At 73.4% G+C, this 26728-nt stretch carries 27 protein-coding genes; 20 read left to right on the top strand and 7 right to left on the bottom strand.

Annotation, left to right across the window (positions count from 1 at the left end; all coding sequences use genetic code 11):
- Nucleotides 1-197 precede the first annotated feature (197 nt).
- Nucleotides 198-1166, top strand: a complete 969-nt coding sequence (locus F7P10_RS39575; RefSeq protein WP_151017118.1) for a hypothetical protein — start codon at nucleotides 198-200, stop codon at nucleotides 1164-1166.
- A 46-nt stretch (nucleotides 1167-1212) separates the two neighbouring features.
- On the top strand, nucleotides 1213-1656 hold the full coding sequence (locus tag F7P10_RS45620) for a hypothetical protein (RefSeq protein ID WP_368077440.1): 444 nt from the start codon (nucleotides 1213-1215) through the stop codon (nucleotides 1654-1656).
- A 327-nt stretch (nucleotides 1657-1983) separates the two neighbouring features.
- Here the strand turns inward: F7P10_RS45620 and F7P10_RS39570 are convergent, their stop codons facing one another.
- Nucleotides 1984-2751, bottom strand: a complete 768-nt coding sequence (locus tag F7P10_RS39570; RefSeq protein WP_151017117.1) for a hypothetical protein — start codon at nucleotides 2749-2751, stop codon at nucleotides 1984-1986.
- Nucleotides 2752-2940: 189 nt separating this feature from the next.
- On the opposite strand from F7P10_RS39570, the gene F7P10_RS39565 reads away from it, so the two are divergent.
- Together F7P10_RS39565 and F7P10_RS39560 are read left to right on the top strand one after the other, a co-directional pair.
- Nucleotides 2941-3879 carry an aldo/keto reductase gene (locus F7P10_RS39565; protein ID WP_151017116.1) on the top strand — a complete coding sequence of 313 codons (939 nt, stop codon included), beginning with the start codon at nucleotides 2941-2943 and terminating at the stop codon, nucleotides 3877-3879.
- Nucleotides 3880-3951: 72 nt separating this feature from the next.
- Complete coding sequence (locus F7P10_RS39560; RefSeq protein ID WP_151018602.1) at nucleotides 3952-4854, top strand: serine/threonine-protein kinase; 903 nt, start codon at nucleotides 3952-3954, stop codon at nucleotides 4852-4854.
- 4 nt (nucleotides 4855-4858) lie between these two features.
- On the opposite strand, the gene F7P10_RS39555 is transcribed toward F7P10_RS39560, so the two are convergent.
- Nucleotides 4859-5518, bottom strand: a complete 660-nt coding sequence (locus F7P10_RS39555; protein WP_151017115.1) for a transcriptional regulator — start codon at nucleotides 5516-5518, stop codon at nucleotides 4859-4861.
- Nucleotides 5519-5647: 129 nt separating this feature from the next.
- Between F7P10_RS39555 and F7P10_RS39550 the strand changes: the two genes are divergently transcribed.
- The 3 genes from F7P10_RS39550 to F7P10_RS44920 all read left to right on the top strand — a co-directional run bounded on the left by F7P10_RS39550 (nucleotide 5648) and on the right by F7P10_RS44920 (nucleotide 8617).
- A complete protein-coding gene (locus tag F7P10_RS39550; protein ID WP_151017114.1) occupies nucleotides 5648-6931 on the top strand; it encodes a citrate synthase in 1284 nt (427 codons plus the stop codon).
- A gap of 139 nt (nucleotides 6932-7070) precedes the next feature.
- Entirely contained in the window at nucleotides 7071-7979 is a 909-nt protein-coding gene (locus tag F7P10_RS39545) for a hypothetical protein (RefSeq protein WP_151017113.1), read from the top strand.
- Nucleotides 7980-7990: 11 nt separating this feature from the next.
- The gene (locus F7P10_RS44920) at nucleotides 7991-8617 is read left to right on the top strand and encodes a nucleoside triphosphate pyrophosphohydrolase (RefSeq protein ID WP_254716253.1); all 627 of its coding nucleotides are present in this window, start codon (nucleotides 7991-7993) and stop codon (nucleotides 8615-8617) included.
- A 639-nt stretch (nucleotides 8618-9256) separates the two neighbouring features.
- Here F7P10_RS44920 and F7P10_RS39535 read toward each other — a convergent pair.
- Nucleotides 9257-9853: a DUF4291 domain-containing protein gene (locus F7P10_RS39535; protein WP_151017112.1), complete on the bottom strand. Its 597-nt coding sequence runs from the start codon at nucleotides 9851-9853 to the stop codon at nucleotides 9257-9259.
- A gap of 135 nt (nucleotides 9854-9988) precedes the next feature.
- On the opposite strand from F7P10_RS39535, the gene F7P10_RS39530 reads away from it, so the two are divergent.
- Complete coding sequence (locus F7P10_RS39530; protein ID WP_151017111.1) at nucleotides 9989-10663, top strand: alpha/beta fold hydrolase; 675 nt, start codon at nucleotides 9989-9991, stop codon at nucleotides 10661-10663.
- Here the strand turns inward: F7P10_RS39530 and F7P10_RS39525 are convergent.
- Nucleotides 10660-11382: a TetR/AcrR family transcriptional regulator gene (locus F7P10_RS39525; RefSeq protein WP_218040281.1), complete on the bottom strand. Its 723-nt coding sequence runs from the start codon at nucleotides 11380-11382 to the stop codon at nucleotides 10660-10662. The two genes, F7P10_RS39530 and F7P10_RS39525, sit on opposite strands and share 4 nt — an antisense overlap.
- Before the next feature lie 83 nt (nucleotides 11383-11465).
- Between F7P10_RS39525 and F7P10_RS39520 the strand changes: the two genes are divergently transcribed.
- Nucleotides 11466-12371, top strand: a complete 906-nt coding sequence (locus F7P10_RS39520; protein WP_151017110.1) for a TIGR03620 family F420-dependent LLM class oxidoreductase — start codon at nucleotides 11466-11468, stop codon at nucleotides 12369-12371.
- Nucleotides 12372-12378: 7 nt separating this feature from the next.
- Here F7P10_RS39520 and F7P10_RS39515 read toward each other — a convergent pair whose 3' ends face one another.
- Entirely contained in the window at nucleotides 12379-13044 is a 666-nt protein-coding gene (locus F7P10_RS39515; RefSeq protein ID WP_151017109.1) for a response regulator transcription factor, read from the bottom strand.
- 5 nt (nucleotides 13045-13049) lie between these two features.
- Entirely contained in the window at nucleotides 13050-14195 is a 1146-nt protein-coding gene (locus F7P10_RS39510) for a sensor histidine kinase (RefSeq protein ID WP_218040280.1), read from the bottom strand.
- Between the two features lie 158 nt (nucleotides 14196-14353).
- Here F7P10_RS39510 and F7P10_RS39505 point away from each other — a divergent pair, with 158 nt between their 5' ends.
- Together F7P10_RS39505 and F7P10_RS39500 are read left to right on the top strand one after the other, a co-directional pair.
- Nucleotides 14354-15259 carry an ATP-binding cassette domain-containing protein gene (locus tag F7P10_RS39505; protein WP_151017108.1) on the top strand — a complete coding sequence of 302 codons (906 nt, stop codon included), beginning with the start codon at nucleotides 14354-14356 and terminating at the stop codon, nucleotides 15257-15259.
- The gene (locus F7P10_RS39500) at nucleotides 15256-16095 is read left to right on the top strand and encodes an ABC transporter permease (protein ID WP_151017107.1); all 840 of its coding nucleotides are present in this window, start codon (nucleotides 15256-15258) and stop codon (nucleotides 16093-16095) included. The genes F7P10_RS39505 and F7P10_RS39500 overlap by 4 nt, the downstream gene beginning before the upstream one ends.
- Before the next feature lie 141 nt (nucleotides 16096-16236).
- Here the strand turns inward: F7P10_RS39500 and F7P10_RS39495 are convergent, their stop codons facing one another.
- Nucleotides 16237-16548, bottom strand: a complete 312-nt coding sequence (locus F7P10_RS39495) for a hypothetical protein (RefSeq protein WP_151017106.1) — start codon at nucleotides 16546-16548, stop codon at nucleotides 16237-16239.
- A gap of 927 nt (nucleotides 16549-17475) precedes the next feature.
- Here F7P10_RS39495 and F7P10_RS39490 point away from each other — a divergent pair.
- From F7P10_RS39490 to F7P10_RS39450, 9 genes are all read left to right on the top strand, one after another.
- A complete protein-coding gene (locus tag F7P10_RS39490; RefSeq protein WP_151018598.1) occupies nucleotides 17476-18342 on the top strand; it encodes a helix-turn-helix transcriptional regulator in 867 nt (288 codons plus the stop codon).
- A 113-nt stretch (nucleotides 18343-18455) separates the two neighbouring features.
- Nucleotides 18456-18857, top strand: coding sequence for a nitroreductase family deazaflavin-dependent oxidoreductase (locus tag F7P10_RS39485; RefSeq protein ID WP_151017105.1), 402 nt, complete (start codon nucleotides 18456-18458; stop codon nucleotides 18855-18857).
- Between the two features lie 93 nt (nucleotides 18858-18950).
- Entirely contained in the window at nucleotides 18951-20099 is a 1149-nt protein-coding gene (locus tag F7P10_RS39480; RefSeq protein WP_254716252.1) for a phosphotransferase enzyme family protein, read from the top strand.
- Between the two features lie 81 nt (nucleotides 20100-20180).
- Nucleotides 20181-21047 carry an NAD(P)-dependent oxidoreductase gene (locus tag F7P10_RS39475; protein WP_151017104.1) on the top strand — a complete coding sequence of 289 codons (867 nt, stop codon included), beginning with the start codon at nucleotides 20181-20183 and terminating at the stop codon, nucleotides 21045-21047.
- 48 nt (nucleotides 21048-21095) lie between these two features.
- Nucleotides 21096-21482: a VOC family protein gene (locus F7P10_RS39470; RefSeq protein ID WP_151017103.1), complete on the top strand. Its 387-nt coding sequence runs from the start codon at nucleotides 21096-21098 to the stop codon at nucleotides 21480-21482.
- A gap of 123 nt (nucleotides 21483-21605) precedes the next feature.
- Nucleotides 21606-22631, top strand: a complete 1026-nt coding sequence (locus F7P10_RS39465) for a hypothetical protein (protein WP_151017102.1) — start codon at nucleotides 21606-21608, stop codon at nucleotides 22629-22631.
- Nucleotides 22628-23743, top strand: a complete 1116-nt coding sequence (locus F7P10_RS39460; RefSeq protein ID WP_151017101.1) for a hypothetical protein — start codon at nucleotides 22628-22630, stop codon at nucleotides 23741-23743. The genes F7P10_RS39465 and F7P10_RS39460 overlap by 4 nt, the downstream gene beginning before the upstream one ends.
- Nucleotides 23744-23750: 7 nt before the next feature.
- The gene (locus tag F7P10_RS39455; RefSeq protein ID WP_151017100.1) at nucleotides 23751-25241 is read left to right on the top strand and encodes a hypothetical protein; all 1491 of its coding nucleotides are present in this window, start codon (nucleotides 23751-23753) and stop codon (nucleotides 25239-25241) included.
- Nucleotides 25238-26692 carry an AAA domain-containing protein gene (locus tag F7P10_RS39450; protein ID WP_151017099.1) on the top strand — a complete coding sequence of 485 codons (1455 nt, stop codon included), beginning with the start codon at nucleotides 25238-25240 and terminating at the stop codon, nucleotides 26690-26692. Before F7P10_RS39455 ends, F7P10_RS39450 begins: the two co-directional genes overlap by 4 nt.
- Nucleotides 26693-26728 lie beyond the last annotated feature (36 nt).

The following is a 26728-nucleotide window of genomic DNA, read 5'->3' as shown; positions in this document are numbered from 1 at the left end:
GGCGATCCCCCGGGGCGAACATGAACCGTTTCGTGCCAGATCTCAGACTCGCCGGCTTGTGTCGCTCCGCCTGCGGTGCGCTGGGCTGCACGGCGGCGGCGAGCGTCATTGCCATCGGCCTCCTTACGACCGCGGAAGCGGCCACCGCCGCCGAACCGCGACCACGCCGGCAGCTTTCCGCCGTCTGCGACCGGGGCGTGCCCACCTCTCTCGACGAGCAGCCGGACGAACGCCGTGCTCTCGGCCCACGGCTCCCCGCCGGCGTCCTCGTGCGCAGCCGCAGCGCCCCGACCGACCGCACGGACGGCCCGCCCCACGACGGGTCCGGCCGCCTCGAGCCCCGCCTCGAGCCCCGGCACGAGCCCCGGCACGAGCCCCGGCACGAGCCCCGGCACGAGGCCGCGACCGGCGAGAAGCGATCCCCCGACCGGCCGCCCGGACAGGCAGCCCGATCCGACGGCGGCCCCACCTCGATGGAGACGGTCCTGCTCCTGCTCCTGCTGCTCCCGGTCATCGCGGCGATCTGCTACCCGCTGCGGCGCCGCGCCGCCGCACACCGGCCGCCCGCGCCGTCTCCCCGCGCAGTGATCCGCTGCAAGCCGCCCCTCGACCCGTACGCCATCGACGCCGTGGGACTCGCCGGCCCGGGCGCCCTCGCCACGGCCCGTGTCATGGCCCTCGCCGCGCTCGGCACGAGCAGTCCCTCTCTGGTCGTGATCCCCCGTCCGGACGTCACCAGAATGTTCGGCGTCGACGAGGACGAGTTCCTCGACGACGACATCACGGAACTCTTCATCCCGGGGAACCTCGACGCCGCCCTGGCCTACCTCGAGACCGAGCTGGCCATCCGCCGGAACGCCGGGAAAGGCCCCCTTCCCAGGCTTCTCCTCATCGCCGACTGCGCGGGCGAGATCGACCGCATCCACGCGTTGATGACCCGCCATCGGGGCGCGGTGTCGGCGATCCTGATGGGTCCCTGGACCGGCGACCGCGCGACCGTCACCGCCGCTGGCGTCGTCACCGTCCCCCCGGCGGACGCGCCCGGCCTCCCCGACCGCCTGCCGACGATGTCCAGAACGCGGGCCCGCAGCCTCCTCGACGCCGCCGCCGAACCCCCTCCGTCCCACAAGCGCCCCCCGCGCCGCTCGACCGCCCGCCGCACCTAGAAGAGACCGATGCGCCCGGCCAACGAAGAACCTGCGCGTCCGCGCCGTGTTCCTGTGGGACGGGTTCGCGCGGGGCGTATGGGAGACCGAGTACAAGCGCCGCGTGGCCACCCTGCGGCTGCGGCCGTTCGAGCCGCTGCCGCGCGCGGCAGCGGCGCTGCAGGTCGATGGCGGCACCGGTGACGACGCCGTCGACGTGGACGATCTGGTCCCGCGCGGTGTGCAAGGCGATGGCGGCCGGGCGCACCGGCCACAGCGCACCGCTCCGGGCGGTCGCACAGATCAACGCGGGGGCCGGCCCGCGGCAGGGATAAGGCGATGGTGCCGGGCGCACCGGCCACAGCGCACCGCTCCGGGCGGTCGCACAGATCAACGCGGGGGCCGGCCCGCGGCAGGGATAAGGCGATGGTGCCGGGCGCGCCGGGCTCAGCGCACCGCTCCGGGCGGTCGCACGGATCAACGCGGGGGCCGGCCCGCGCGGCGGGGATAGGAAGATCAGCCGTTCTCCTCTCTCATGTCCCGATGTTCGGTCCCTGGCAATGTCGGCCTCCGCTCTGGCCAACCGGCCCTGCGGATATCGAAGGCCGTCCGGTCGGTCAGGGACCCCTCCGGCGAGCATCTCCGACCCCGGACGACGCCGGATGCTGCTCGGCCGGGAACCCGAACACACTCCCGGCCGGAATCTGCTCCCTGCACGGTCGGGTATGCGCCCGCCCCGCCACCATCGGGCGCACCCGGTTCGGACCGTGCGGGTCGCGAACGCGTACGCCATCGGCGACGGTGGCTGAGGCGGGCCGGAAACGGTGCGGATCTCCGCTCAGGGGTCGAGAAAGATCGCGTCGGCGTCGGCTCTGACGTTCCGGAGCGCGCGAAGTGCCCGGCGAAGGACGGCCGTGTCCGGGGGATGGTCGACGCCGCAATCGAGGTAGGCGCCGCAACGAGCCAGCCATGCCCGGGCGGCTTCCTCGATACGGGCCTCCGCCCTGCGGGACCTCGCCAATGCGAGATCCCGCTTCTCGGCGATGATCCGGCGCGTGAGTTCCTCATCGTCGGCCAGCGCCTGAACGTCACGGAGACCGAAACGGCCCAGCCGGTCCCGTGGGAGGCGGAGTTCCTCGGCGATCCGGTCGAAAGTCTTCCGGGGCCAGTCGAGGATCGTCGCGGCGCCGCCGGCGTCGACGCTGTCGAGAAGGGGGCCCTTCCGCGCCGCGACGACCTCGCGGACGGCCTCGGGATCCAGTGCGTCGAGATCGCGGAGAAGGTACACGGGGTGGCCGCGGAAGCTGCTGATGACGTTGAGGTCGCCGCGAGCGGCCAGGACCTCGATGTCGCGGCGGTCCACGTCCAGGCGGACGCGGGCGGCGAGCCGGGCGGCGGCCCGGGTGGAACCGACCGGCGGATCCTCACCGAAGGCGGCGGTGAGCCGCTCACCGTGGTCCCTGCACTGCTCGGCGAGCCCGGACGACCAGCGTTCACCGTCCAGGTCGGGGTCCGGCAGGACGCCGTGCTCCCGTCCGACGCGCATCTGCCAGCGGGCGATTCCGAGATACCGGGCGAACTGGTGGGTGCCGTAATGGGCGGGCATGGCGGGCCTTTCGAACGGAGCTGCTGTCGGATTCCAGCGTCGCGCGCGAGTACGTCGCCCGCCCCAAAAAACGCCCCCTGTGGATAACTTCGCGGAACGTTTCTCTCATTTCGGGTATTGACGGGCATTTCATTGGGCTACTCCGAACTAGCGACTTGGGAAGCCCCCAGAGCGTGCAAAGGTATGGGCATGAACTTGATGAGGCGGCTGGGAATCGGGCTGGCGGCGGTGGGCCGACCGGCGTACATCAATGTGGGAAGGGCGGAGGAACTGCCGCTGCACCGGGGCGTGGACGATCTGCGCCGGGCGACCTGGGATCTCCTGGACGCGGCGTACGCGGCGGGCATCCGCTGGATGGACGCGGCCAGGTCGTACGGCAGGGCGGAGGAGTTCCTCGGCGGGTGGCTCGAGGACCGGGCTCCAGCAAACGTGAGCGTGTCGAGCAAATGGGGCTACTCCTACGTCGGGGCCTGGGACATCGAAGCGCCGGTGCACGAACTCAAGGAGCACAGCCTGGGGCGGTACCGCTCCCAATACGCGGAGACCCAGGCCCTGCTCGGGGAGCATCTGTCCGTCTACCAGGTGCATTCGCTCACCATGGACAGCAATCTCTTCAAGGACACCCGGCTGCAGGGCGCCATCGCGGAGGTCGCCTCCGACGGGGTTCGCGTGGGGTTCTCCACGTCCGGGCCGGAACAGAGCGAGACCATTCGCCGTGCCATGGCCCTGGAAGTGTCCGGGCAGCGGCTGTTCAGCACGGTCCAGTCGACGTGGAACATTCTGGAGACTTCGGCGGAGGACGCACTGCGAGAAGCCCATGCGGAGGGGGTGCACGTGATCCTCAAAGAGGTGATGGCGAACGGGAAGCTGGCACTGAGACCGCCCATGGCGGCACGGACGATCGCCTTCGAGAACCGCGTGGAGCCGGACGCCCTCGCCATCGCGGCGGCGCTGAGCCGCCCGTGGGCGGACACCGTCCTGATCGGCGCCGTCAGCCCCGCACAGCTCGAGGCCAACCTGCGGGCCACGGGCGTCTCGCTGGACGAACGGGAGCTCCGGGTGCTCGCGCGCCTGAGCGTCCCCCCGGAGCGCTATTGGGCCGACCGGAGCGCGCTCCCCTGGACCTGACCCGCGCGTGAGCGGGACGGCACCCGATTCATGGCACGATGAAGCGCGCCCACCAAGATCGGATTCGTGTCGATGCAGCCAGAGCCCCCGCAGTTGATCGGCCCCTACCGTGTCGCGGCACGGCTCGGCGCGGGCGGGATGGGCGAGGTGTTCCTCGCGACGTCGCCGAGCGGGCGGGCGGTCGCCGTGAAGGTCATCCGGGAGGAACTGCTGGACGACCCGAAGTGGCGCGCGCGGTTCCGGCGGGAGGTGACGCTGGCGCGGTCGGTCAGCGGCTTCTATACGGCGCCCGTCGTCGACGCCGACCCCGATGCGGACCGGCCTTGGCTGGCCACCCAGTACATCCGCGGGGTGAGCCTCGCGAAGGCGGTCGGGGAGAAAGGTCCCCTGCCGGAGCAGGCCGCGTGCAGGCTCGGTGCGGGTCTGGCGGAGGCGTTGATCGCGATTCACGACACGGGGATCGTGCATCGCGACCTCAAACCGTCGAACGTGCTGCTGGCCTCGGACGGCCCCCGCGTGATCGACTTCGGCATCGCGCGTCCGCTGGGGGCCGTCCCGCTCTCCCGTACGGAGATCCTCGGGACACCGGCCTACATGTCCCCCGAGCAGGCGCTCGGCGAGCCCGTGACGCCGCGCAGCGACGTGTTCGCGCTGGGGTCGACGCTCGTCTTCGCGGCGACGGGCTCGGCCCCCTTCGGGGCCGGCCATAAGGTTCGCGCGCGTGTCGTGCACGGCGTGCCCGACCTCAGTAGGCTGCCCGACCCGATGCGCGGAGTGATGTCGCGCTGTCTCAGCAGGATCCCGGAGGACCGCCCGTCACCGGACCAGGTCCTCACCGCGTTCTCCACCCTCCTCGACGCGCACTACGGCGTCGCGTGGCTGCCCACGGGCGTCGAGGAGCTCATCGGCGCGCACGAACGGACGCTTCCGGAGGTCACCGCCGAACTCCCCACGTTGCGGGAGCCGTCCCCGTAGGACGTCAGAGCCCTGCGGCGAGCGCCTCCCAGAAGGCCGTCTCGTAGGCGTGCGTGAGCCGCGCGCAGCGGACCGCCTCGACAGGGTCGTCGCCCGCGTCGAGCCCGGCCGCCACAACGGCCAGGGCGCGCTCGCCGAAGCCGGGTGGGGGCTCGGCGAAGAAGGAGAAGAAGGCGACCGCCTCCTCCGGGAAACCGTAGCGGCCGCGCAGGGCGTGGGCCGTGCGCGCGCAGTACCCGCCCCACTCCTCCAGGTTGACCAGCATGGCCAGGGCCACCTCGGTGGCCGTGCCGAACGCGGCCCGCTGCGCCAGGTGGGCCGGGTACGCCTGCGCGAACGGCAGCGGGTCCCGGGCATTGAGATTCTTCTCACTTTCGCCGAGCGCCGCGGCGAAGCCGTCCAGCAGGTTCAGCGCCCGCCCCTCCCCCTGTGCGAGCTCCAGGAAAAGGTCACCGGAGGGCGGATCCGGATAGCGTGCCGCCAGGAGGGCGAAACTACGCTGATCACTCCGCACGATGCGATACTCCTCGACGGCCATCCAGACCAGGCGTTCTCGGGGCAAGTCACCCGCTTCGAGGAGATCGAGGAAGCGGTTGCCCCCCGCACCGGCCTCGACCTCCCGGCGGGCGCGTGCGACCAGTCCGGCCGCGTCGCGGTCGCTCATGGACCCCACGTGAGCACCCGGGGGCGCGTCCGTCAACACGCCGGGCCCGGATTGGCCGATGTGATCACCTGGATACGATGAAGAGCGGAACGTCTACGCAGGTGTGGACGCAGTTGGGAGCGAGCGAGTATGTCGGATTTCGAGCTCAACCACGCGGGCGGCCGGATGCCCCTCGAGGTGACCGAGGCGACCGAGGGCCCCTCCGGACTGGGGGTGAACACCCTGCTCAAGGACACGGGCCACGTCACCCTTGATCCCGGTTTCACCAACACCGCGTCCACCACATCTGCGATCACCTATATCGACGGTGAGGCCGGCATCCTGCGCTACCGGGGCTACCCGATCGAGGAGCTTGCCGAGAAGTCCTCCTTCCTCGAAGTCGCCTACCTGCTGATCTACGGTGAGCTGCCGTCCGGCGACCAGCTCGCCGCGTTCACCGACAGCGTCCGCAACCACACCCTGCTCGACGAGAAGTTCCGCGCGTTCTTCTCGGCCTTCCCGCGGCGCGCCCACCCGATGGCGGTGCTCTCGTCCGCCGTGAGCGCGCTGTCGACCTTCTACCAGGACAGCCTCGACCCCTTCGACCCGCAGCAGGTCGACCAGTCCAGCATCCGGCTGATCGCCAAGCTCCCGACCATCGCGGCGTACGCGTACAAGACCTCCAACGGCCAGCCGCTCCTGTACCCGGACAACAGCCTCGGGTACGTCGAGAACTTCCTGCGCATGACGTTCGGGCTGCCCACGCAGCCCTACGAGGTCGACCCGGAGATCGTCCGGGTGCTGGACATGCTGTTCATCCTGCACGCCGACCACGAGCAGAACTGCTCCACCTCCACCGTGCGGCTCGTCGGCTCCAGCCAGGCCAACCTGTTCTCGTCGGTATCCGCGGGTGTCGACGCCCTCTTCGGCCCGCTGCACGGGGGCGCAAACCAGGCGGTCCTGGAGATGCTGGAGCAGATCCACCAGGACGGCGACGACATCGACTCGTTCGTCCGGCGCGTCAAGGACAAGGAACCCGGCGTCAAACTGATGGGCTTCGGGCACCGCGTCTACCGCAACTACGACCCGCGCGCAGCGGTGGTCAAGAAGGCCACGAGCAAGGTCCTCGACGCGCTCGGCCAGTCGGACCCGCTGCTGGACCTCGCCATGCGCCTCGAGGAGGTCGCGCTGAGCGACGACTACTTCGTCGAGCGCAAGCTCTACCCGAACGTCGACTTCTACACCGGCGTCATCTACAAGGCGATGGGCTTCCCCACCAACGCCTTCACGGTCCTGTTCGCGCTCGGCCGCCTGCCCGGCTGGATCGCCCAGTGGCGCGAGATGCTCGACGACCCCGCGACCAAGATCGGCCGTCCGCGCCAGGTCTACGTCGGCCCGAGCGAGCGTCACTACGTGGACGTTTCCGCTCGCTGAGGCGCGCTCCGGACGGCGGTGGACGGATGAGTCCCGCCACCGCCGTCCGACTTTTCCACAGAATCTCGTTCTAGGCATCTGCCCTCCGGTTCGCGCCGAGGCTGGTCTTCACACCGGCCGACCGCACGAGGAGGCAGCGATGCCAGTCACGATCACCGTTCCCGAAGAGACGAGCGCACGTTTCGTCGTCGCCGCCGACCGGGTCCCTGCGGACATCGGCGCCGTCATCCGCCGGGCTCTGCCCGGACCGTCCGCTACGGCGGCCGCGGACCGCCTCGGCACCCCCGCTCTCATGATCAGCGTGCATCCGGCGGCCTCCGCACCATGGAATCCGGAACACCCCTCCGGTGCCGACGCGGCCGACGCCGAGGCGATCGCGCGAGCGGGCAGGTACATCGGCGTCACGTCCGTCACGCCGGTCGACGATCTCCCGGGGGCGCTCCATGTCGCCAGGGCGGCGGCCCTGGCGATCGCCGAAGAGGTCTGCGGGATCCCGGTCGACGTCGACACGAACCAGATCCTGCCCGCCTCGCGCCCCGGCGACTTCGTCCTCGCCGACGGGTGGCTCGGCGCGTCCCTCCCGCCCTACCGGAACGGAGGACGTTGCGAAGCCGCCCCCGAGGCCGGCGAAGACTGCACCTGCGTTCACCTCCGGTCGCGCGGCCTGCGCCGTTTCGGGATTCCCGAACTCGAGATCAACGGGGCCGCCTGCACGCACGATGTGGCCGCGCTCAACGTCCTGCGGACGACGGCACAGCGGTTGCTCCCCCTCGGCAGGCATCCGGGCCGTCACACGGTCGGTTCCGAGCCGTCCCTGACCGGTGCCGACTTCGCCGACTTCTGGGGCAACCGCGAACCGATGTGGGACGGCGCCCCCGTCCCCGTGCGGCTGACCGAAGCGGCTCACGGGCGCGTGGTGATCGAACAACCGGCGGGCTTCCCCGGCACCCTGAACGACTGGCTTTGGGACGAGTTGCCACCGGCTCTCCACCAGGTGCTCAGCCGCGAACCCGACCGAACCCGGGCGAGGCCCCGGCCGGGCGGCTAGCGTCGCCTGCCATGGACGAGTCTCTGCAGAAGGTGCTCGCGGACGTCGCCGCGGAACGCGAAGCCCAGAACCGGACCTGGGGCGTCCAGGACTACCCCGACGGCACCGGCGTGAGTTTCGCCGGACGCGCCGAGGAATCCGAACGCGCCTGCGCGGACGCCGCGGCTTCCGGGGAGGTTGCCTGGCGGCACATCCTCACCGAGGAGTTCTTCGAGGCCCTCGCCGAGTCCGATCCGGCCGCGCTGCGCCGCGAGCTCGTGCAAACGGCCGCGGTGGCGGTCCAGTGGATCCAGGCGCTCGACCGCCGGCCCGGCACCCGCACACCACCGGAGAAGCTGGTCCGCGACCGTATTCCGGAGGTCATCGTCCGCTCCGGCCGACACCCGCGAACCCGGATCGCCGAACAGCATGAGTACACGTCCCTGCTCCGCGCCAAACTCCTCGAGGAGGTGACCGAGTACACGAGCGCCGGCGCGCCCGACGAACTCGCCGACGTCCTCGAAGTCCTGCACGCCCTCGCGGCCGTCCACGGCCTCACTCCGGACGACCTGGAACGCCGTCGCGCGGCCAAGGCCGCGGAGCGAGGAGGCTTCACCGGCCGAGTGGTCCTGCGGCTTCCCGCAGCTGACGAGGCTTGACCCTCGACCGCCGCGGTCTCACGCCCCGACGATGCCGCAGCGAGGCCGCAGCGAGGCCGCAGCCACGCCGTTGCCACGGCCGTGGCAACGCCGTGGCACCGTGCCGTGGCGCCGCGCCCCGGCATAGCCCGCGCCGTGGCGAGGACACAGCGCCTCGGCCCTGGAACGTGGCGCCGTAGCGACGCGCCCGTAGCGCCGTGACCGTGCTGCGTGAAGCCGGGGTTTGGCGAGGCCAGGCCGTGGCGCTGTGATGCTGTGCCGTGGCCCCGTGCCGCGACGCACCGTGGCCCCGAGCCGAGGCAAGGGTGCAGCAACAAGGCCGGGGCGAGGCCGGGGCTATGGCGCGGCGGTGGCGACGGTGTAGGCCGCCTGGGGTCGCTGGAGCGTGGTGGGGGCTCGGGTTGCGGTTCGACTGGCAGCTCGGGGGCACATTGGCGTGGCTTGGCCACCGAGCGTGTGACCCGTGCGGTTCCGCAGGGGCGGCCAGCGTGGAACTGCGGAGGGATGAGTGCAAGCGGTTCGAATGCTCAGCTCGCTTCGTCGGCGGTCAAGAAAATCGACCGGTAGGGGGAGATGGCTCCCGGTGGCGAGTGGCGCCGCCCGCAGCGGCACCTTCTGCGGGTGCCGGATTCCTGGAGGTCAAGTTGCGCCGATGCCCTTTGCCAGTGCGGGATCCAGGGAGTAAAGACGTTCGGGGGGAAGCAGTGTGCGCGCCTGCGATGTCTTGCCGTCCTGGACGAGGCGATGGATGCGGCGGACGAGTGGGGTACGGTCTTCGATTCCGAAGATCCACTCATCCACGTAATCGTCGATCACGTGACGGCTCAGCCCCACCTGGATGCTGCGCTGCTCGAGTTTCTGTCCGCGCAGGGAACGCTCCGGGTCCCACTGGACATGGACGGCGGCTGTCGCGAAGCAGCGGCGCCACTCCTCGGAGTCGCGGAAGACACGGCGGTCCGCGTGCGTGGGAACCGCCTTTGCCAGGGCCTCCTCCCAGCCGGCGCGACTGATGCGCACGGCGAGAACCATCTCCTGGCCCGCTTTGCGCGCCCAGTTGCTTCGGGCCATCAACCAGAGGAAGGACGGTTTTATCCAGGTCATCCGACCTCGCGAGAAGGGCTCCACAAAGGTCTGGCTCCGGACCGCGGGCACGCCGATATCCGGCCGGTACGCCTGATAAACGGTGATCGATTCACGGTCGCATTCAGCCCGGATCTGCCGGAGGGAATCTGTCATATCGTCATGCCTTGCTGCGATTCGGGAGGGTTCGTAGGCGATACTGTACGCACACCTGTTCGGCGTCAACGCATATTCATGCCCGTCCGGTAGCGTGGGGTGCGATGACCGGCGCCCGTTCTCTCGGCGGTGACCATGGCGACCTTCGTTCTGATCCCCGGAGCGGGCGGGCGCGCCTGGTACTGGCACCGGCTGGTACCCGAACTGCGTGGGCACGACGTGGTCGCCGTGGATCTGCCGGCCGACGACGATTCCGCCGACCTGAGCGAGTACGCCGACGTCGTCGCCGCCGCGATCGGCGATCGGACCGACGTGGTGCTGGTCGCGCAGTCGATGGGCGGGCTGACGGCGCCGCTGGTGTGCACGAGGGTGCCGGTGGATCTGCTCGTCCTGGTCAACGCCATGGTCCCGGTCCCCGGGGAGACCGGCAGTGCGTGGTGGGGCAACACCGGGCAGCCGCAGGCGATGGCCGAGGCGGCGGTGCGGGAGGGGCGGTCCCCGTCCGATGAACTGGATCCGATGGAGATCTTCTTTCACGACCTTCCGCCGGACGTGGTCGCCGAGGCCGTGCGGGGCGATCCGCCGCAGTCGTCCACGCCGTTCACGGAGCCGTGGCCGCTGAGCCGGTGGCCGGACACGCCGACGGTGTTCCTGCAGAGCCGGGACGACCGGCTGTTCCCGCTGGAATGGCAGCGCCGGATCGTCAGGGAACGGCTGGGGATCCCCGTCGAGGCCCTGCCCGGTGGCCATCTGGTGGCGCTCGGGCATCCGCGGGAACTCGCGGAGCGGCTGACGCGGGTCCTGCCCTAAGCGCGGGCGGTACGGCGGCGGTGGGCTTTCTGCCGGCAGGCCGGCCCGCAGTAGCGCGCGGGACGGCCGGTTCGCGCGGTGCCCAGAGGCGCGCCGCAGACCTCGCACGAGCCGTCGTTTCGTGACACCGGCGTTTCGTCACGCTGTTTCGTTACGTTATGGGGTCGGAGCGCGTCGAGGGCCAGGGCCGTGCCGCGGCGGGGCGGAACGGCGCTGCGGCGCACCCGTTCCATGACCATGCAGCCGCTCACCAGCGTCCGCACATCGTGGACGTCCACGTCCGGACGGACGGCCCCGGCCTCGATCGCCCTGCGGAGCAGGACGTCCAGCGCCGCCGTGAACGCGGCGTCCGCGCACTCCCCGTTCGACAGCCCGGCCCCCTCGTCCATGAGGGCCTCGCAGAGCGCGTGGTTGACCATCGCGGCCTCCACGACGCGGGTCAGGAAGTCGTAGAACACCACTCCGGGATCGTCCGCGGCGCCGAGCGCCCGGGCCTCCTCCACGATGGCCCCGATCCGGTCCGACACCACGGCCTCGAACAGGGCCTCCTTGGTGGCGAAGTTCCGGTAGACGGTGCCCGCGCCGACGCCCGCGCGGCGCGCGATCTCGTCGAGCGGGACGAGCCGTCCGTCCGCGGCGAACGCCTCCAGCGCGGCTCTCATGACGCGTTCGCGGTTCCGGCGGGCGTCCGCGCGCCTGGGCGGTCGGTCGGCGGGCACGGGCACTCCTACGATTGACAACCGGGGCGATCGTTCCGGTACGGTGCGAACCGGGTTATACGTTCCGATTCTACGGGAGTGTCATGACGACGACGGTGGACGAGACGCGGCGGCGGCTGGGACGGATCGGCGCGGTGCTCATGACTCCCATCGCACCGGCCGGCGAATGGCGGCGGGCCGCGAAGCGGGTGGAGGACGCGGGGTACGGGGCGATCTGGACGAACGAGGCCATCGGGGGCCGGGAGGTGTTCACGCAGCTCGCCGTGATGCTCGCGGCCACCGACGGGATCGTGCTCGGGTCCTCGATCGCCAACCTCTGGGCGCGGCATCCCGCCGCGATGCAGGGCGCGGCGTCCGTCCTCGCGGACGCGTACCCGGGACGCCTCGCGCTCGGCGTGGGCGTCAGCATGCCCGCGATGGTCGAGCAGAGCGGGCAGCGGTGGGCGAACCCCATGGCGCGGATGCGCGAGTACCTGGACGGGATGGACGCCGCCGTGGACGCGGCGCCCGCGCCGGAGGTCCCCTTCCCCCGGCTCCTGGCCGCGCTCGGGCCGAAGATGCAGGAACTCGCCCGGGAGCGCGCCGACGGCGCGCTGCCCGCGGCGATGCCCGTCGAGCACACCCGGCGCGTACGGGAACGGATCGGCGGCGGGAAGCTGGTGGTGGCGCTGCAGCCGGCGATCCTCGAGACCGACCCGGCGGCGGCGCGCGAGACCGCCCGGAGCACCGGCCTGCTGTCCATGCCGGGCTCGCCCTACATCCGCTCGCTCACGGAACTGGGCTACACGGAGGCCGACCTCGAGGACGGCGGCAGCGACGAGGTCCTCGACGCCTGCTTCGCCCGGGGCGGCGAGGAATCGATCGCCCGGCGCGTCCGGGCGCACCTGGACGCGGGCGCCGACCACGTCGCCGTGTCGGTGCTCGCCCCCGACCTCGCGTCGGCCGCCGGCCTGTACGAACGCCTCGCGCCCGCGCTGCGGGACGCCTGAGCCGCGCTCAGCGGCCCGCCGGGCGGACGAGACCGGTCTCGTAGGCGGCGATGACCAGCTGGGCGCGGTCGCGGGCGTCCAGCTTGGCCAGCAGGTGACCGATGTGGGTCTTGACCGTGGCCGGGCTGAGGTGCAGGTGTTCGGCCAGTTCGGCGTTGGACAGGCCGCGGGAGATGAGCGTGAGGACCTCCCGCTCGCGGGCGGTGAGGGCATCGAGGCCGGCGGGCGGCGGCTGGACGGGACCCGGCCCGCGGACGAACTCGGCGATCAGCCGCCGGGTCACGGTGGGCGCGAGCAGCGACTCCCCCTCGGCGATGACCCGGACCGCCGCGAGCAGATCGGCGGGCGGGGTGTCCTTCAGCAGGAAGCCGCTCGCCCCCGCCCGCAACGCCCCGTAGACGTAGGAGTCGAGGTCGAACGTGGTGAGGATCAGCACGCGGACGTCCGGGAGGTCGGCGCAGATCCGGCGGGTGGCCTCGAGCCCGTCCATCTCGGGCATCCGCACGTCCATGAGGACGACGTCCGGATGCTCGCGCCCGGCGAGTTCGACGGCCTCGGCCCCGGTCCCGGCCTCCCCCACGACGCGCAGCCCCGGCGCGGTGTCGATGAGGACGCCGAAGCTGCCGCGGACCAGGGCCTGGTCGTCGGCGACGAGGACACGGAGATCTTCCACGCTGCTCACGTTCGGTAGGGGAATCGGGCCGACACGGCGAATCCGCCCTCGGGCCGGGGCCCGGCGGTGAACTCGCCGCCGTACATCATGACGCGTTCGCGCATCCCGATGATGCCGTGCCCCTCGCCGGGGCCGCCGGGCAGGACGCGCTCGCCGGGGCCGTCGTCGGTGACGTCGATGCCGACCCGCCCGCCGGCGGCGTCGACGCGGACCCGGCAGCGGGCGGGAGCGGCGTGCTTGACGACGTTGGTGACGGCCTCCTGGACGATGCGGTAGACCGACAGCGCGACGCCCTCGGGCAGATCGCCCGCCCGGACGTCGAGGTCGACGCGCACCCCGGCCATCGCGGCGCGCTCGGCGAGCGCGTCGAGGGCGGTGAGGTCGGGCGCGGGCGCGAGGTCGCCGTCCCCCGCGGCGTCGGCGCGCAGGACGCCGAGGAGGTGGCGCATCTCGGCGAGGCTGCCGCGGCTGGTGGCCTCGATGACGCGGAGGGCGTCGACGGCCTCGGCGGGGCGGGCCTCGGCGACGTGGACGGCGACGCCGCTCTTCACGGCGATGAGGCTCATGCTGTGGGCGACGATGTCGTGCAGTTCGCGGGCGATGCGCAGGCGCTCCTCCCCGACGGCGCGGTCGGCGAGTTCCCGGGCGAAGCGCACGGCGTGCTCACGGCGGTCGCGGACGGTGCGGCCGAGCGCCCAGGAGGCGCCCAGCACGGCGACGCCGAGCACGACGACGCCGGCGCGTTCGGCCTGCCGGCCGAGAGGCCCGGCGAGCGCGGTGCCGAGGATGACGACGCCGCTCAGCACACCGATGAGGGTGGTGGGCACCCACCTGCGGCGGCGCCGGGTGAGCGCCACCGTGTAGAGGGCGTAGGCGGCGGCGACGTAGGCGTCCGGGGGCAGGCCGAGGACCAGCGTCGCGGTGGAGGCGGCGAACACGACGGCGAACACGGGAACGGGCCAGATCCGCCGCGCGGCGAGGGGCAGTCCGGACGCGGCGACGAGCGGCCCCGCGACGGCCGCGGACGTACCGGGCCCCGCGGACATCATCAGCGCGAGCACGTAGAAGAGCGCCGCCGCGACGTCCAGGGCGATCAGCCGGGACCCGGCGACCCGCGGGGCGAGCGGGACGCGCGCTTCGGGTTCGTCCACGTCGCAACGCTATCCGGGCGGCTCGCGCGGACGCGTCCGTCCGGCGGACGTCGGACCGGGGTCGGAGCGGGACGGCCGGTCTCCGCCCGGGGTCGTACGCCGGAGTCCGGCCCGCGTTCCGATGCGCGCGGGGCCGCCGGCGGACGACCGTTGGGGGCATGATCGAGGTACGTGAGCTGACCAAGCGCTACGGCGCGACGACGGCGGTGGACGGCCTGTCGTTCACGGTGCGGCCCGGGGCGGTCACCGGGTTCCTCGGGCCGAACGGCGCGGGAAAGTCGACGACCATGCGGGTCCTGCTGGGCCTGGACGCGGCCGGGTCCGGCGAGGCGCTCGTGAACGGCGGCCGGTACGCGGCGCTGCGGCGGCCGATGCTCGAGGTGGGCGCCCTGCTGGACGCGGGCGCGGCGCACGGCGGGCGCCGGGCGCTGGACCACCTGGGATGGCTGGCGCGCAGCAACGGCATCGCGTCCCGCCGGGTGACCGAGGTGCTCGAGCTGGTCGGCCTGGCCGGGGTGGCGCGCAAACGGGTCGGGGGCTTCTCGCTCGGCATGCGGCAGCGGCTCGGGGTCGCGGCGGCGCTGCTGGGCGACCCGGGCGTGCTGATGTTCGACGAGCCGGTGAACGGCCTGGACCCGGACGGCGTGCGCTGGATCCGCGGGCTGATGCGGTCCCTCGCGGACGAGGGCCGCACGGTGCTGATCTCCAGCCACCTGATGAGCGAGATGGAGCTGACCGCCGACCGGCTGATCGTCATCGGCCGGGGACGGCTGATCGCCGACACGTCCGTCCGGGAGCTGGCGGACCGGTTCGCGCGCGGCGTGCGGGTGCGCTCGCCGCGCCCGGACGAGTTGACGGCGGTGCTCGCGGCGGCCGGGGGTCGCGTGGAGGCCGCGCAGGGCGACGCGCTCACGGTGACGGGACTGGACGTCGCCGAGATCGGGGACCGTGCAGCGGCGCACGGCATCCCGCTGCACGAGGTCGCGTCGCAGAGCGCGTCGTTGGAGGAGGCGTACATGGAACTGACCGCCGGCAGCACCGAGTTCGGGGCGGTGGCACGGTGAGCGCGGCCGGAACCCCGGGGAACACGACCCGGGCGAGCGGGCCCCCGGCGGGCCGAGCCCCGGCGGGCGCGATCGTCGCCGAGTGGCACAAGCTGCGCACCGTCCGGTCGACGGCCGCGATCATGGCGGCGATCGGCGCCGGGGTCCTCCTGTCCCTGCTCTGGTCTTTCTACGCGGTGCGCTACTGGGACGGGCTGTCGGCCGCGGACAGGGAGCGGCTGAACGTGGCGCCGCCGACGCAGTTCCTCGTGACGGTGCTCCCGGTCTGCGGAGTGGTCCTCGGTGCCCTGACGCTGACGTCGGAGTACGCGACCGGGATGATCCGCACGAGCCTCACCGTTCTCCCGCGCCGGGTGCCGCTGCTGGGCGCCAAGGCCTTGGCGGCGGGCGGCCTGGTCGGCGGTGCCGGGCTGGTGAGCCTCGTGGCGGCGCTCCTGGCGGGACGAGCGATCGCGGACGGCCGCCCGATGCCGGGGTTCGACGGTCCGCTCGGCGAGCACGTCGCCAACGCGGTGGCCGTGGCGGTGACGGCGGCGGCGATCACGCTGATGTCACTGGGCCTGGCGGCGGTGCTGCGCTCGACGGCGGCGACGATCACCGTCGGGTTGGGTCTGCTGTTCGTGGCGCCGCCGCTGGCCCGGCTGCTGCCGGCCCCGTGGGACGACCGGATCTGGCGGCTGCAGCCGACCGGGTTCCCGGGCGACATCGCGCCGGTGCCCGGCTCGACCCCGATGACGGACGGGCTGCCGGCGCCGGTCGCCGCGGCGGTCCTGCTCGGTTACGTCGTCGCCATGCTCGGCGCCGGGGCCTGGGCGCTGGCGCGCCGCGACGCGTGACCGGCCCCGTGACGGGCACGGGGGCCGGCACCGCGGTGGCCTGACCGGTCCCGCGGGAGCGGGCCGCGGAGGACGGTCCGAGGCCTGCCGGCAGGACGGCGGCGTCCGGTGCGAGGCACGCCGCCGTCCGCGGGTACCGGCTCAGCCGACCCGCAGGTTCGTCGTGCGGACGGCGAGGCGGGAGCGCAGCAGCGCGATGGCCTCGTCCAGCCGCGCGGCGGCCGCCTGGGCCCGCACGAGCCGGCCGTCGATCTCGACGACGGCCCGGGCCAGCGCCGGGCGGGGCAGTGCGGGATCGGCCACGACGCTGAGCGTGACCTGGACGGACGTCACGTCGCCGTGGGCCTCCGCCAGTGCCGCGCCGACGGCGCGCTCGGCCGCGGCGCGCTCGTGCGCGGTGACGTCGCCCGAGATCAGGAACCGGAGCTCGGGCCGCTCACGGGTCGCGTTCATGCTTCCCCCAATTCGGTCGGTGATGGGCAGGAATCCGGCGGGCGCCGCGTCGGATGCGACCGATGTGACGGATGCGGCCGTTTCCGGTGCACACGTCACGTTGTTCGTCACGGTGCGCATGCCGTGCGGGCGCCGCGCCTCTGCAACCAGTGAACGCCGGAAGGCCCCGAAGTTAGCCCGGCCGCGGCGAGACCTTCGTCACCGCCGCGTGCACCTGGCACGACACGGACGAGATCCGGATCACGCGAGGGCGTCGCGCCCGAAACGGACGGCCGAAAACGTGCCCGGAACCGCCGCCCGGAACGGACCCCAGGAACCGACGCCCGCGGAGACACGAGCCGCCGCGCGGGCGTCCGGACGATCGCCGCCGCGCCCCGCACCGAAAGTTCGGCGCACCGCCGGACGCCCGTCATAATCCCGTCGCGCGGGGCCGGTGCGAAAACGGCGGCGATTGGTCGCCTTCGCCACCTGAGAACATCCGGCAATTCATGTGCCAACGGGGCGGCTCCGCCGTGGAATTGCCGTCCCGCTGCCCCGGCCCGGAGACCCCGCCGCCACGGTCCGCCGCCGCTCCGCCACCGACAGCGCCGAACGTGCCCCGTGGTCACGTTCCATCTTGCCCTTCCTCGGTCACGGCCGGGAAGGGACGCGTTGGCGCGGGATAGGCGAGGGGAGTATCGTCTGCGGCTCCGAACGGCGGCCCCGCCGTACTTCGGGCCGTACGGCGCCTGCCGCGCCGCCCCGTTCCAGCACGATTGGGAGATTGTCGAGGACGCCTTTTCCGTACTACCCAAAATCGTGCTTCCATCCTCTAACATAGGGCGGTGCCGTTCCGCCCCGCGCAGACCCGTCGACTGGCTGGTGACCCCCTTGCCCCAGGATTCAGCTGTCCCGACTCCTCCGGCCGATGATGATCCGGCCGCACGGCTGATCGACTATCCACGCCGCGGCGGGCCGACCGTCCTGCGCATTCTGCTCGGCGCGCAGCTCCGCCGCCTCCGGGAAGAATGCGGAATCTCCACCGAGCAGGCCGGGTACGAGATCCGCGGCTCCCATTCGAAGATCAGCCGGATGGAACTGGGCCGCGTCGGCTTCAAGTCCCGCGACGTCGCCGACCTCCTCACCCTCTACGGCGTCACCGACCCCGCCGAGCGGGCCCCGATGCTGGATCTGGCCAAGGAGGCCAACACGCCCGGCTGGTGGCACCGGTACGGGGACGTGCTGCCGAACTGGTTCGAGGCCTACCTCGGGCTCGAGGAGGCCGCGTCCCTGCTGCGCTCCTACGAGCTCCAGTTCGTCCCGGGCCTGCTCCAGACCGAGGACTACGCCCGCGCGGTCGTCCGCCTCGGGTTCCCGGACGCCTCCGAGGAGGAGGTCGAGCGGCGGGTCTGGGTGCGGACCACCCGGCAGCACCGCTTCACCTCGCCCAACGCCCCGACGCTGTGGGCGGTGGTGGACGAGGCGGTCGTGCGGCGTCCGCTGGGCGGGCGCGAGGTGATGCGGCGGCAGCTGCATCATCTGATGGAGATGTCGGAACTGCCGAACGTGACGCTGCAGATCGTGCCGTTCGGCGCGGGCGGGCACGCGGCCGCCGGCGGCCCGTTCACGATCCTGCGTTTCGCCGAGCCCGGCCTGTCCGACGTCGTGTACCTGGAGCAGCTCACCAGCGCCCTCTACCTCGACAAGCCGACCGACGTCGACACCTACATGCGCGCGATGAACAACCTCTGCATCACGGCCGCGCGCCCGGACGACACCGGCGGCCTGCTGGACGGGGTCCTGCACGATCTGTGACCGTCCGAGCGATCATGCATCGGCGGGGCGGCGGCGGGGAAGGTCGTCGAGGTGGACGGAGCAGCCGGCCACGGCCACGTCGGCCGGGGCACGGCACCACGGGAGGGGGAAGGATGCTGTACGGCAAGGAGCACGTCGCCCGCTACCAGGAGACCGACGGCGCGGAGGGCCACGACTGGCAGGGGACGGTGACCCTGCTGCTCACCACGACCGGACGGCGCACCGGGCGGCCGCGCACGACGCCGCTGATCTACCAGCCGGAGGGCGACGCGTACCTGGTCGTCGCGTCCAAGGGCGGCGCGGACGAGCCCCCGCTCTGGTACCTGAACCTGCAGGAGAACCCGGAGGTCGAGGTGCAGGTGAAGGGCGACAGGTTCACCGCCCGGGCCCGCACCGCCACGCCCGAGGAGAAGCCCGCCTTCTGGAGGAAGATGGCCGCGACATGGCCCTCGTACGACGAGTACCAGACGAAGACGGACCGGGAAATCCCCGTGGTCGTCCTCGAGCCCGTCTGAGCGCGGTTCCCTTCCGCCGCGGTGCCGGGCCGTGTAGCGTCGGCCTGGAACATTCGTTCGACCGCCGCCCGTCCCAGGCCGCCGAGGTGCACAGTGCCGACGTCGCAGACTGCTGACATCGCCGCCGGTGCCCGTACCGCCGAGCCCGCCGCCGGATCCGCCGGGCCGCCCGCGCGGCTGCTGCGCCGCTGGGAACTCGGGCCGGACGCACGGTTCGCCGCGACCGGTCCGGACGGGCCCGCGGCCCGGCGGTCCCGGCGCGTCGACACGGCGAACGGCTCGTTCCTGCTGAGGGAGCATCCCGTTCCCGACCGGCGCCGCATCCGGTTCCGGCACCGGATCACCACCGCGCTCGACGAGGCGGGACTGCCGGTCCTCGCGCCCGTCCCGGCCCGCACCGGCCGGACGCTGGTGACCTCCGGCGGCCTGGGCTACGAGCTGTTCCCGTGGGCCGGCGGGCGCGGACGGGACGGGCTGGAGCTGACGTTCGCGCAGTGCGAGGCGCTCGGCGGGCTGCTCGGCCGGCTGCACGCGGAGATGGAGCGGCTGACGCCGCCGGTGCAGCAGAGCATGCTGGTGCCCGTGCCGCGCGCCGCGGACGCCGCGGCGGCCGTCGACGCCATGCTGGCGACCGTCCCGCGCGACGGCGGCGGGACCGACTTCGACGCGCTGTCGGAGCGGCGCCTGCGGGAGCGGCGGGCGCTGCTGGCGGAGTTCGCCGACCACCAGCCGCCGGACGCGGAGGTCTGCACGGTCGGGCATCTGCACGGCGCGTTCCACCCGGGGAACCTCCGCCATGGCGGCTCGGGCAACGTCACCGCCGTCCTCGGCTGGGACGGCCTCACCACGGGCCCGGTGGCCGGCGAGGTGGTGCGGGCCGCGGCGCGGCTGTTCGCGTGCGAGGACGACCGCGGCCTCGACCTCGACCGGGTGCAGGCGTTCGTGCGGGGGCACCGCGCGTCGTTCCCGCTCGACGCCGGGCAGATCCAGTCGGCGGTGCACCGCGCCTGGTGGGAGCGCCTCTGCGACGTCGCGCCGCTGCGGCACCGCTATCTCGGCGAGGACGGCACCTGGGAACGGCCGGCGCAGGACCGTGGCCACGCCGCGCTCGTGGCCTGGTGGTCGGCCAACCTCGAGCGGACGCTCGACGCGTTCGCCGCCCCGTACGCGACGGGCGCCGGAGAAGGTGCGACCGCCGAGTCCGGCGCGGACGTCCCGGGCGACGAGCACGCCTACGGCTGAGGTCGGCGGATGCGCCCACCGCACGCCGCGTGACAGCCACAAGAACACATTTGTACCATTCAGTACAAAAAGGAGACGATCATGACCGAAGTCGCCCTGCTCGGCACCGGGATCATGGGCACCGCGATGGCCCGCACCCTGCTGCGCGACGGGCACCGGGTCACGGTGTGGAACCGGACGGCGGCCCGCGCCGAGCCGCTGCGCGCCGACGGTGCCGCCGTCGCCGCCTCCCCCGCCGAGGCGGTGACCGGCGCCGAGGCGGTCATCACGATCCTGGCCGACGGCGAGACGGCGCTGGCGGCCATGGCCGACGCGGCACCCGGCCTTCGCGCCGGGCAGGTCTGGGCGCAGATGGGCACCGTCGCCGTGGACGACGTGCCGCGGCTCGCCGCCCTGGCCGCCGATCACGGCGTGACGTTCGTGGACGCGCCCGTCCAGGGCACCAAGCAGCCGGCCGAGCAGGGGAACCTGATCGTCCTGGCCGCCGGGCCGCAGGAGGCGCGGCCCGTCCTGGAGCCGGTGTTCGGCGCGCTGGGCAGCCGGACGCTGTGGCTGGACGAGGACGGCGCGGGCGCCGCGGGCACCCGGCTCAAGCTCGCGGCGGTCGGCTACGCGATCTCGCTGACCTCGGTCATCGCCGAGTCGGTCGCGCTGACCAGGGCTCTCGGGCTGGACCCGGCGCGGCTGGCCGAGGTCCTCGGCGGCGGTCCGCTCGACAACGCGTACCTGCAGGTGAAGATGAAGGCGATCGTGGAGGACGACCTCGCTCCGAGCTTCGCCGTCCGCAACGCGGAGAAGAACACCCGGATCATCCACGAGGCGGCTGCGGCCGCCGGGATCCGCGTCGACGTCAACGACGCGGCGGGCGAGCGGTTCCGCCGCGCGATCGAGCAGGGGCGCGGCGACGAGGACATGGCCGCGACCTACCACGCGAGTTTCCCCGGCTGAGCCGGGGGCGGTGCCGGGCCGGGCGCGTGTCCGGGGAAGGATGGGGCCATGGAGGTTTTGAGCAGCCGCATCCTGCTTCGCCCGGCGGACGCGAAGGCGAGCCAGCGCTTCTACCGGGACGTCCTGGGACTCGCCGTTCACCGGGAGTTCGGCCCGGCCGACTCCCCCGGCATCGTGTTCTTCCTCGGCTCCGGGTTCCTGGAGGTGTCGGGGCACGGCGCCGCCGAGGACGGGTCCGCGGCGAAGATCTGGCTCCAGGTCCGCGACGTCCGGGCCGAGCACGAACGGCTCGCGGCCGCCGGGGCGCGGATCGTCCGGGAACCGCGCGAGGAGCCCTGGGGGCTGATCGAGATGTGGATCGAGGACCCGGCGGGTGTCGAGATCGTCATCGTGGAGGTACCGGAGGGTCATCCGCTCCGCCGCGACACCCGCTGACGATTCCCGTCCCGTTTCACGCCTCCTCCCCTGGTCTCGGACATTCCGCGGGGACCTTCACATAACGCGCCGAAATACTGGAAAACCCTGGAAGTGTCCGGAGCCTGCGGTACGGTCTGCCGCATGTCCCGCTCCCCCGGCGTTCCGACCCCCGACGCGCTCGAGGCCCGCATCGCCGAGCTGCGCGCGGCCGTGCGGCGGGCGATGGCGGCCGGCGACCGGACGGCCGCCCGCGAGCTGCGGGCCGAGCTGCGGCACGCCGAGGAGGCCTGGGACGACGCGGTCCTCGGCACGGGCGCGGACGCGGCGGAGACCGCTCCCCGCGAGACCGCGCCGCGGCGCTCGTCCGGACGCTCGTCCGGACGTCCCCGCGGTGCGGCCACCGGCAAGGGCGAGCGCGCGACGGGCTCCTCGGGAGGCGCGGCCGGGAGCCAGGGGAAGGTCCGGGCGAAGGGTCCGGCCAAGCGCGGGACGAAGGGCTCCGCGAAAAGCTCCGCGAAGGGCTCCGGCCGGGGTTCGCGCCGGGGACTGCTGCCCGTCCGGGAGCAGGTGCACCAGGCGCTGACCCTGCTCGGCGTCCCGTCCGCGCCCAAGCTGGTCGGATCGGTCTACGCGGCGTTCTTCCCCGGCGAGATCGCGGCGGGGCGGCTGACGAGCCTGCGCCGCGACGAGGAGCGCTCGTTCCGCACCGCGCCCTACGCCCGGCCGTACTACCTGTGCGCCGCGCTGACCGCGGACCTGCTCGCCCCCGCCCGCGGCCTGCTCACCGTCAGCACGTGGCCGCTGGAGCGACGCATCGTGGGCCCGCTGAGCCCGCGCACCGATTTCCTGACGTCCGCGATCCGGCTGGCCGAGCACGCCGGGCGCGGCGAACCGAACCCCGAAGCGCAGCGGCTGCTGTGGCGTTTCGCGTCCAACATCCCCGGTGCGGTCGACGGTACGGTCGGTACAGTCGATCCGGCCGTGCTCGCCGAGGCCGCCCGGGGGGAGCTGGAAGTGCACCGGGAGGCCGACCGGCGGCGGCGCGAGTCGGCCGCCGGGCGCGCCCTGGACCGGCTCGACGACGCGGAACGGCTGTTCGGCAGCCGGCTGCGGGCCCTGCAGGACGCCCCACGGCGCCCTGCCGTCAATGGAGAGACGGACCGATGAGCGAGACCGCGCCGGATCTGGACCGGCTGCGCGGCGGCGTTCCCCCGCGCAACCACGACGCACGGACGATCGCCGCGCTGACCGGGAATCCCGGCTGCGCCCGCCGCGGGGTGATGGACGCGGCGGGGGTCGACAAGGACGCGGTCGCGCGGGCACTCGGATTCCCGGCGCCGTTCGGCCAGTCGCAGTTCGCGATCACGCGCGGGAACGCGTTCGAGGCGCAGGTGAAGGCCGACGGGTGCGCGGAGCTGCTGACGCTGCTGCGCGACACGCTCGGGCTGGCCGTCCCCGAGGTCGCCTACGACGACCTGGAGGTGGTCGCGGGCAACGAGGGCCGGGAGCTGCGGCACACCCGGACGCGGCGGCTGCTCGCCCGCGCGCTGGAGTCCGGCGAGGGCACGCTGTTCGACCATCCGCTGCTGCGCCTCGACATCGCCGGGCAGCCCGCCTACCTGGAGCCGGACGTCATCGCGTTCCAGCTCGCCGGCCGCCTGCACGTGATCGAGGTCAAGTCGTTCGCCGTCGTCGACGGCCAGGCCGAACCGGAGCAGGTCGCGGCGGCGGCGCGGCAGTCGGCGGTGTACGTGCTGGCGCTGCGCCGGCTGGTGGCCGAGCTGGGCCACGACCCGCGGCGCGTGTCGCACGAGGTGTTCCTCGTCTGCCCGGAGAACTTCTCCAACCGGCCGACGGCGACGCCGCTGGACGTGCGCCCGCAGCTCGCCGTCCTGGAGCGGCAGCTCGCCCGGATCACCCGCATCGACCGGATCCTGGACGCGCTCCCGGACGACCTGACGTTCGAGCCCGGCGACGCGCTCGCCGAGTCGGTCCGCGCCGTCGAGGCCCGGTACGCGCCCGACTGCATGGCGGGCTGCGAGATGGCGCTGTTCTGCCGGGACGAGGCGCGGGCGTGCGGGGCGACGGGCGCGCTGGGCCGCTCGGTCCGCGACGACCTCGGCGGCGTGGACGCGATCGGGACGGCGCTGGCCCTGGCCGACGGCACCATCGCGCCGTCCGACGATCTGGTCGAGACCGCCGAGCAGCTGCGCACCGCGGCCCGGCTGCGCGCCGAGGCGCTGTCCGGTTCGCCGTCCGGTGCGCAGGGCGCCGCGTGATCGGCACATGAGCGCGCTGTCCTCGCTCGCCCGCCTGCAGGCGGCGGCCGCCGGGGTCGCGCAGCCGCTCGCCACCGTGCGGCACTGCCATGTCTCGGCGGCGCCGCTGGTGCTCATCCCGCTGCGGCTCGCCGGGGAGGCGGCGGCGCCTCTGGCGATCATGCTCGGCGCCGACCGCGACGACCCGTCGCTGCTGGTCGTTCCGCAACCGCGCAACCGCGACCTGCGGTTCGCGTTCGCCGCCGAGACCGCCAAGCTCGTCCTGAACCACATCGAGACCAGCCGCGGCGCCGTCGAGACGCTGGCGCCGAGCAGGACGGCCGCGAAGTCGGGAGAGGTCGAGGAGCGGATCCGGTACGGGGACGCGCCGCAGGTGCTGGTGCCGAACCGGGGCGGCGTCACGTTCCTGCGGCTGCTGGGCCGGTCCACCCGGTTCCGCGGGACCGAGGGTCCCTACGCGGTGGATCCGGCGGTGCCGGTGCTCGGCCGGTGGCTGACCTGGTTCGCCGACCGGTACGACCATCCGGGGTCGTCGCTGCTGCTGGCGATGACGGAGGCGCTGCGGCTGCACTGGGCGACCGGGCAGAGCTCCCTGGAGGACGGGAACCTCGCGGCCCTGCTCGGCTGGATCGACCCGCCGGACGGTCTGGACGGTCCGGCCGCCGCCGCCCGCGCCGAGGACCCGGTGACCTCCCCGCCGGCCGGGCCCGCGACCGACCCGACGTTCGACAACGAGGTGCTCGCCCCCGCGATCGCCGCGTACGACCGGTCGAACGGCGCGCCCCGCGCCGAGGAGCGGCTGCGCGCGGCCGTCGCGTCCCAGCTCGCCCCGACCTGGGACCTGATGTGGCGGGCGGCCGACCTGCTGCGCGCCCTGCCCGAGGGCGCGAGCGTCCAGCGCCGCTGGGAGCGCGACCGCGACTCCTTCACCTATTACCACCAGACGTTCGGCGAGGCGTATCCTCAGGCGCGCCGCGACACGCCCGTCCGGGCGGCGCGGCGGCTGCACGACCTGGAGCGCGCCCAGGACGCCTACGAGGCGCAGCGGGCGTTCGACGACCCGCTGGTCATGGCCGAGCACCGGCTGACGGGCCAGGCGTTCGGCGGCGTCGTCACCGAGTCCGATCCGACCCGGCTGGACGAGTCCGGCAAGCGGCCGAAGCTGCGCCCGTACCTGCGGGTCGCCACCGAGGATCCGGTCCGGCTCGACGTGGGCACGACCGTGTGTAACGCGGCACGGCCCGCGCTGAAGGGGAGGATCGTGGAGTTCGGCACCGGGGGCGTGCTGCTGGAGCTGACCGGCGGGATGGGCCGCAAGCTCACCCCGGAGCCGGGCGTCGTCCCGGCGGTGGGCGAGCGGGTGTGCTTCACGTCGCTGACCGAGGGCTCTTTCGGGCAGGCGAAGTTCCCCGACCGCGAGGACACGCCGTGGACGCACGGCGGACCGCCCGAGGACTACGTGCCGACCGACGAGGACGCCGAAGAGGAATGGTCATGACCACGGGCGGGACGACGGGCCACACCGGGGAGACCGGGGGCGACGCCGGGGGCGGGATCGCGGCGGGAACGCGCCGCCTGACCCCGGTGCCGTCGTACGTCCCCGCCCCCGCGGGACGCCCGGACGCCGGGTCGGGCGCGGCCCCGCCGGAGGATCCCGGGAAGGCCGCGGGCCGCGTCGTGGACGCCGTCCTGGCCGACCTGTCCGGCGCCCACCGGGGCGTGGTCGTCGACTCCCCGCCCGGTGCCGGCAAGTCCACGCTGGTGGTCCGCGCCGCCGGGCACCTGGCGGACGCGGGCGAGCGGCTGATGATCGTCGCGCAGACCAACGAGCAGGTCGACGACCTCATCGAGCGGATCGCCGACGCGCATCCGCGGCTGACGATCGGGCGCCTGTCGGCGTCGCAGTACGTGCCGTCCGAGCGGGTGCTCGCCCACCCGCAGGTCCAGGTCCGGCAGAAGGCCGCCGACCTCGCCGAGCAGGCCGTGGTGATCGCGACGGCCGCGAAGTGGGCGACGCTGGCGGACGGGTCGTGGCCGTGGGCGATCGTCGACGAGGCGTACCAGATGCGTTCGGACATGCTGCTGCGCATCGCCGGGCGGTTCGAGCGGGCGCTGTTCGTGGGCGACCCCGGCCAGCTCGACCCGTTCTCCACGGTCGAGGTCGAGCGCTGGGCGGGCCTCGCGTGGGACCCGATGCGCAGCGCCGTGTCGGTCCTGCTCGCCCACAACCCCGACCTGCCCGTCCACCGGCTCCCGGTGTCGTGGCGGCTGCCGGCGTCGGCGGCGCCCGTGGTCGCGGACGCCTTCTACCCGTTCACCCCGTTCCGCGCCGGGACGGGCCCGGACGACCGGCGGCTCGAGTTCTCGGCGGGCGGCATGGGCACCACCTACGACCGGGCGCTGGAGGAGGCCGCGGCCACCGGCTGGGCACTGTTCGAGCTGCCCGCGCGGCACACGCTGCGCACCGACTCCGAGGCGGTCCGCGCGACGGCGGCGCTCGCCGTCCGGCTGCTGCAGCGCGGCCCGATCGCGCACTCCGAGAAGGGGACGGCACAGGTCGACGCGTCCCGCGTGGCGATCGGCGCGGCGCACCGCGACCAGGTCACCGCGATCCGCGCCGCGCTCGGCCCGCACGGCGCGGGGATCACCGTCGACACCGCGAACCGCCTGCAGGGCCGCGAGTACGACGTGACGGTCGTCCTGCACCCGCTTTCGGGCCGCCGCGACGCGACCGCGTTCCACCTGGAGTCGGGACGGCTGTGCGTGCTGACGTCGCGGCACCGGCACGCGTGCGTCGTGGTGGCGCGGGCGGGCATCCCCGAGCTGCTGGACGCCCACCCGTCGTCCGAGCCCGTGCACCTGGGGGTGCCCGTGAAGTTCCCGGACGGGTGGGAGGCGAACCAGTCGGTCCTGGCCCACCTCGCCCGGCATCGCGTCGCGGCGGGCTGAACCGGCCGGTCGGGCGGACCGCCCGCCGCCCGGTCC

The organism is Actinomadura sp. WMMB 499 (assembly GCF_008824145.1).
Lineage (GTDB): Bacteria > Actinomycetota > Actinomycetes > Streptosporangiales > Streptosporangiaceae > Spirillospora.
The sequence above is the reverse complement of the archived record's forward strand: the minus strand, read 5'-3'. Positions and strand labels throughout refer to the sequence as shown.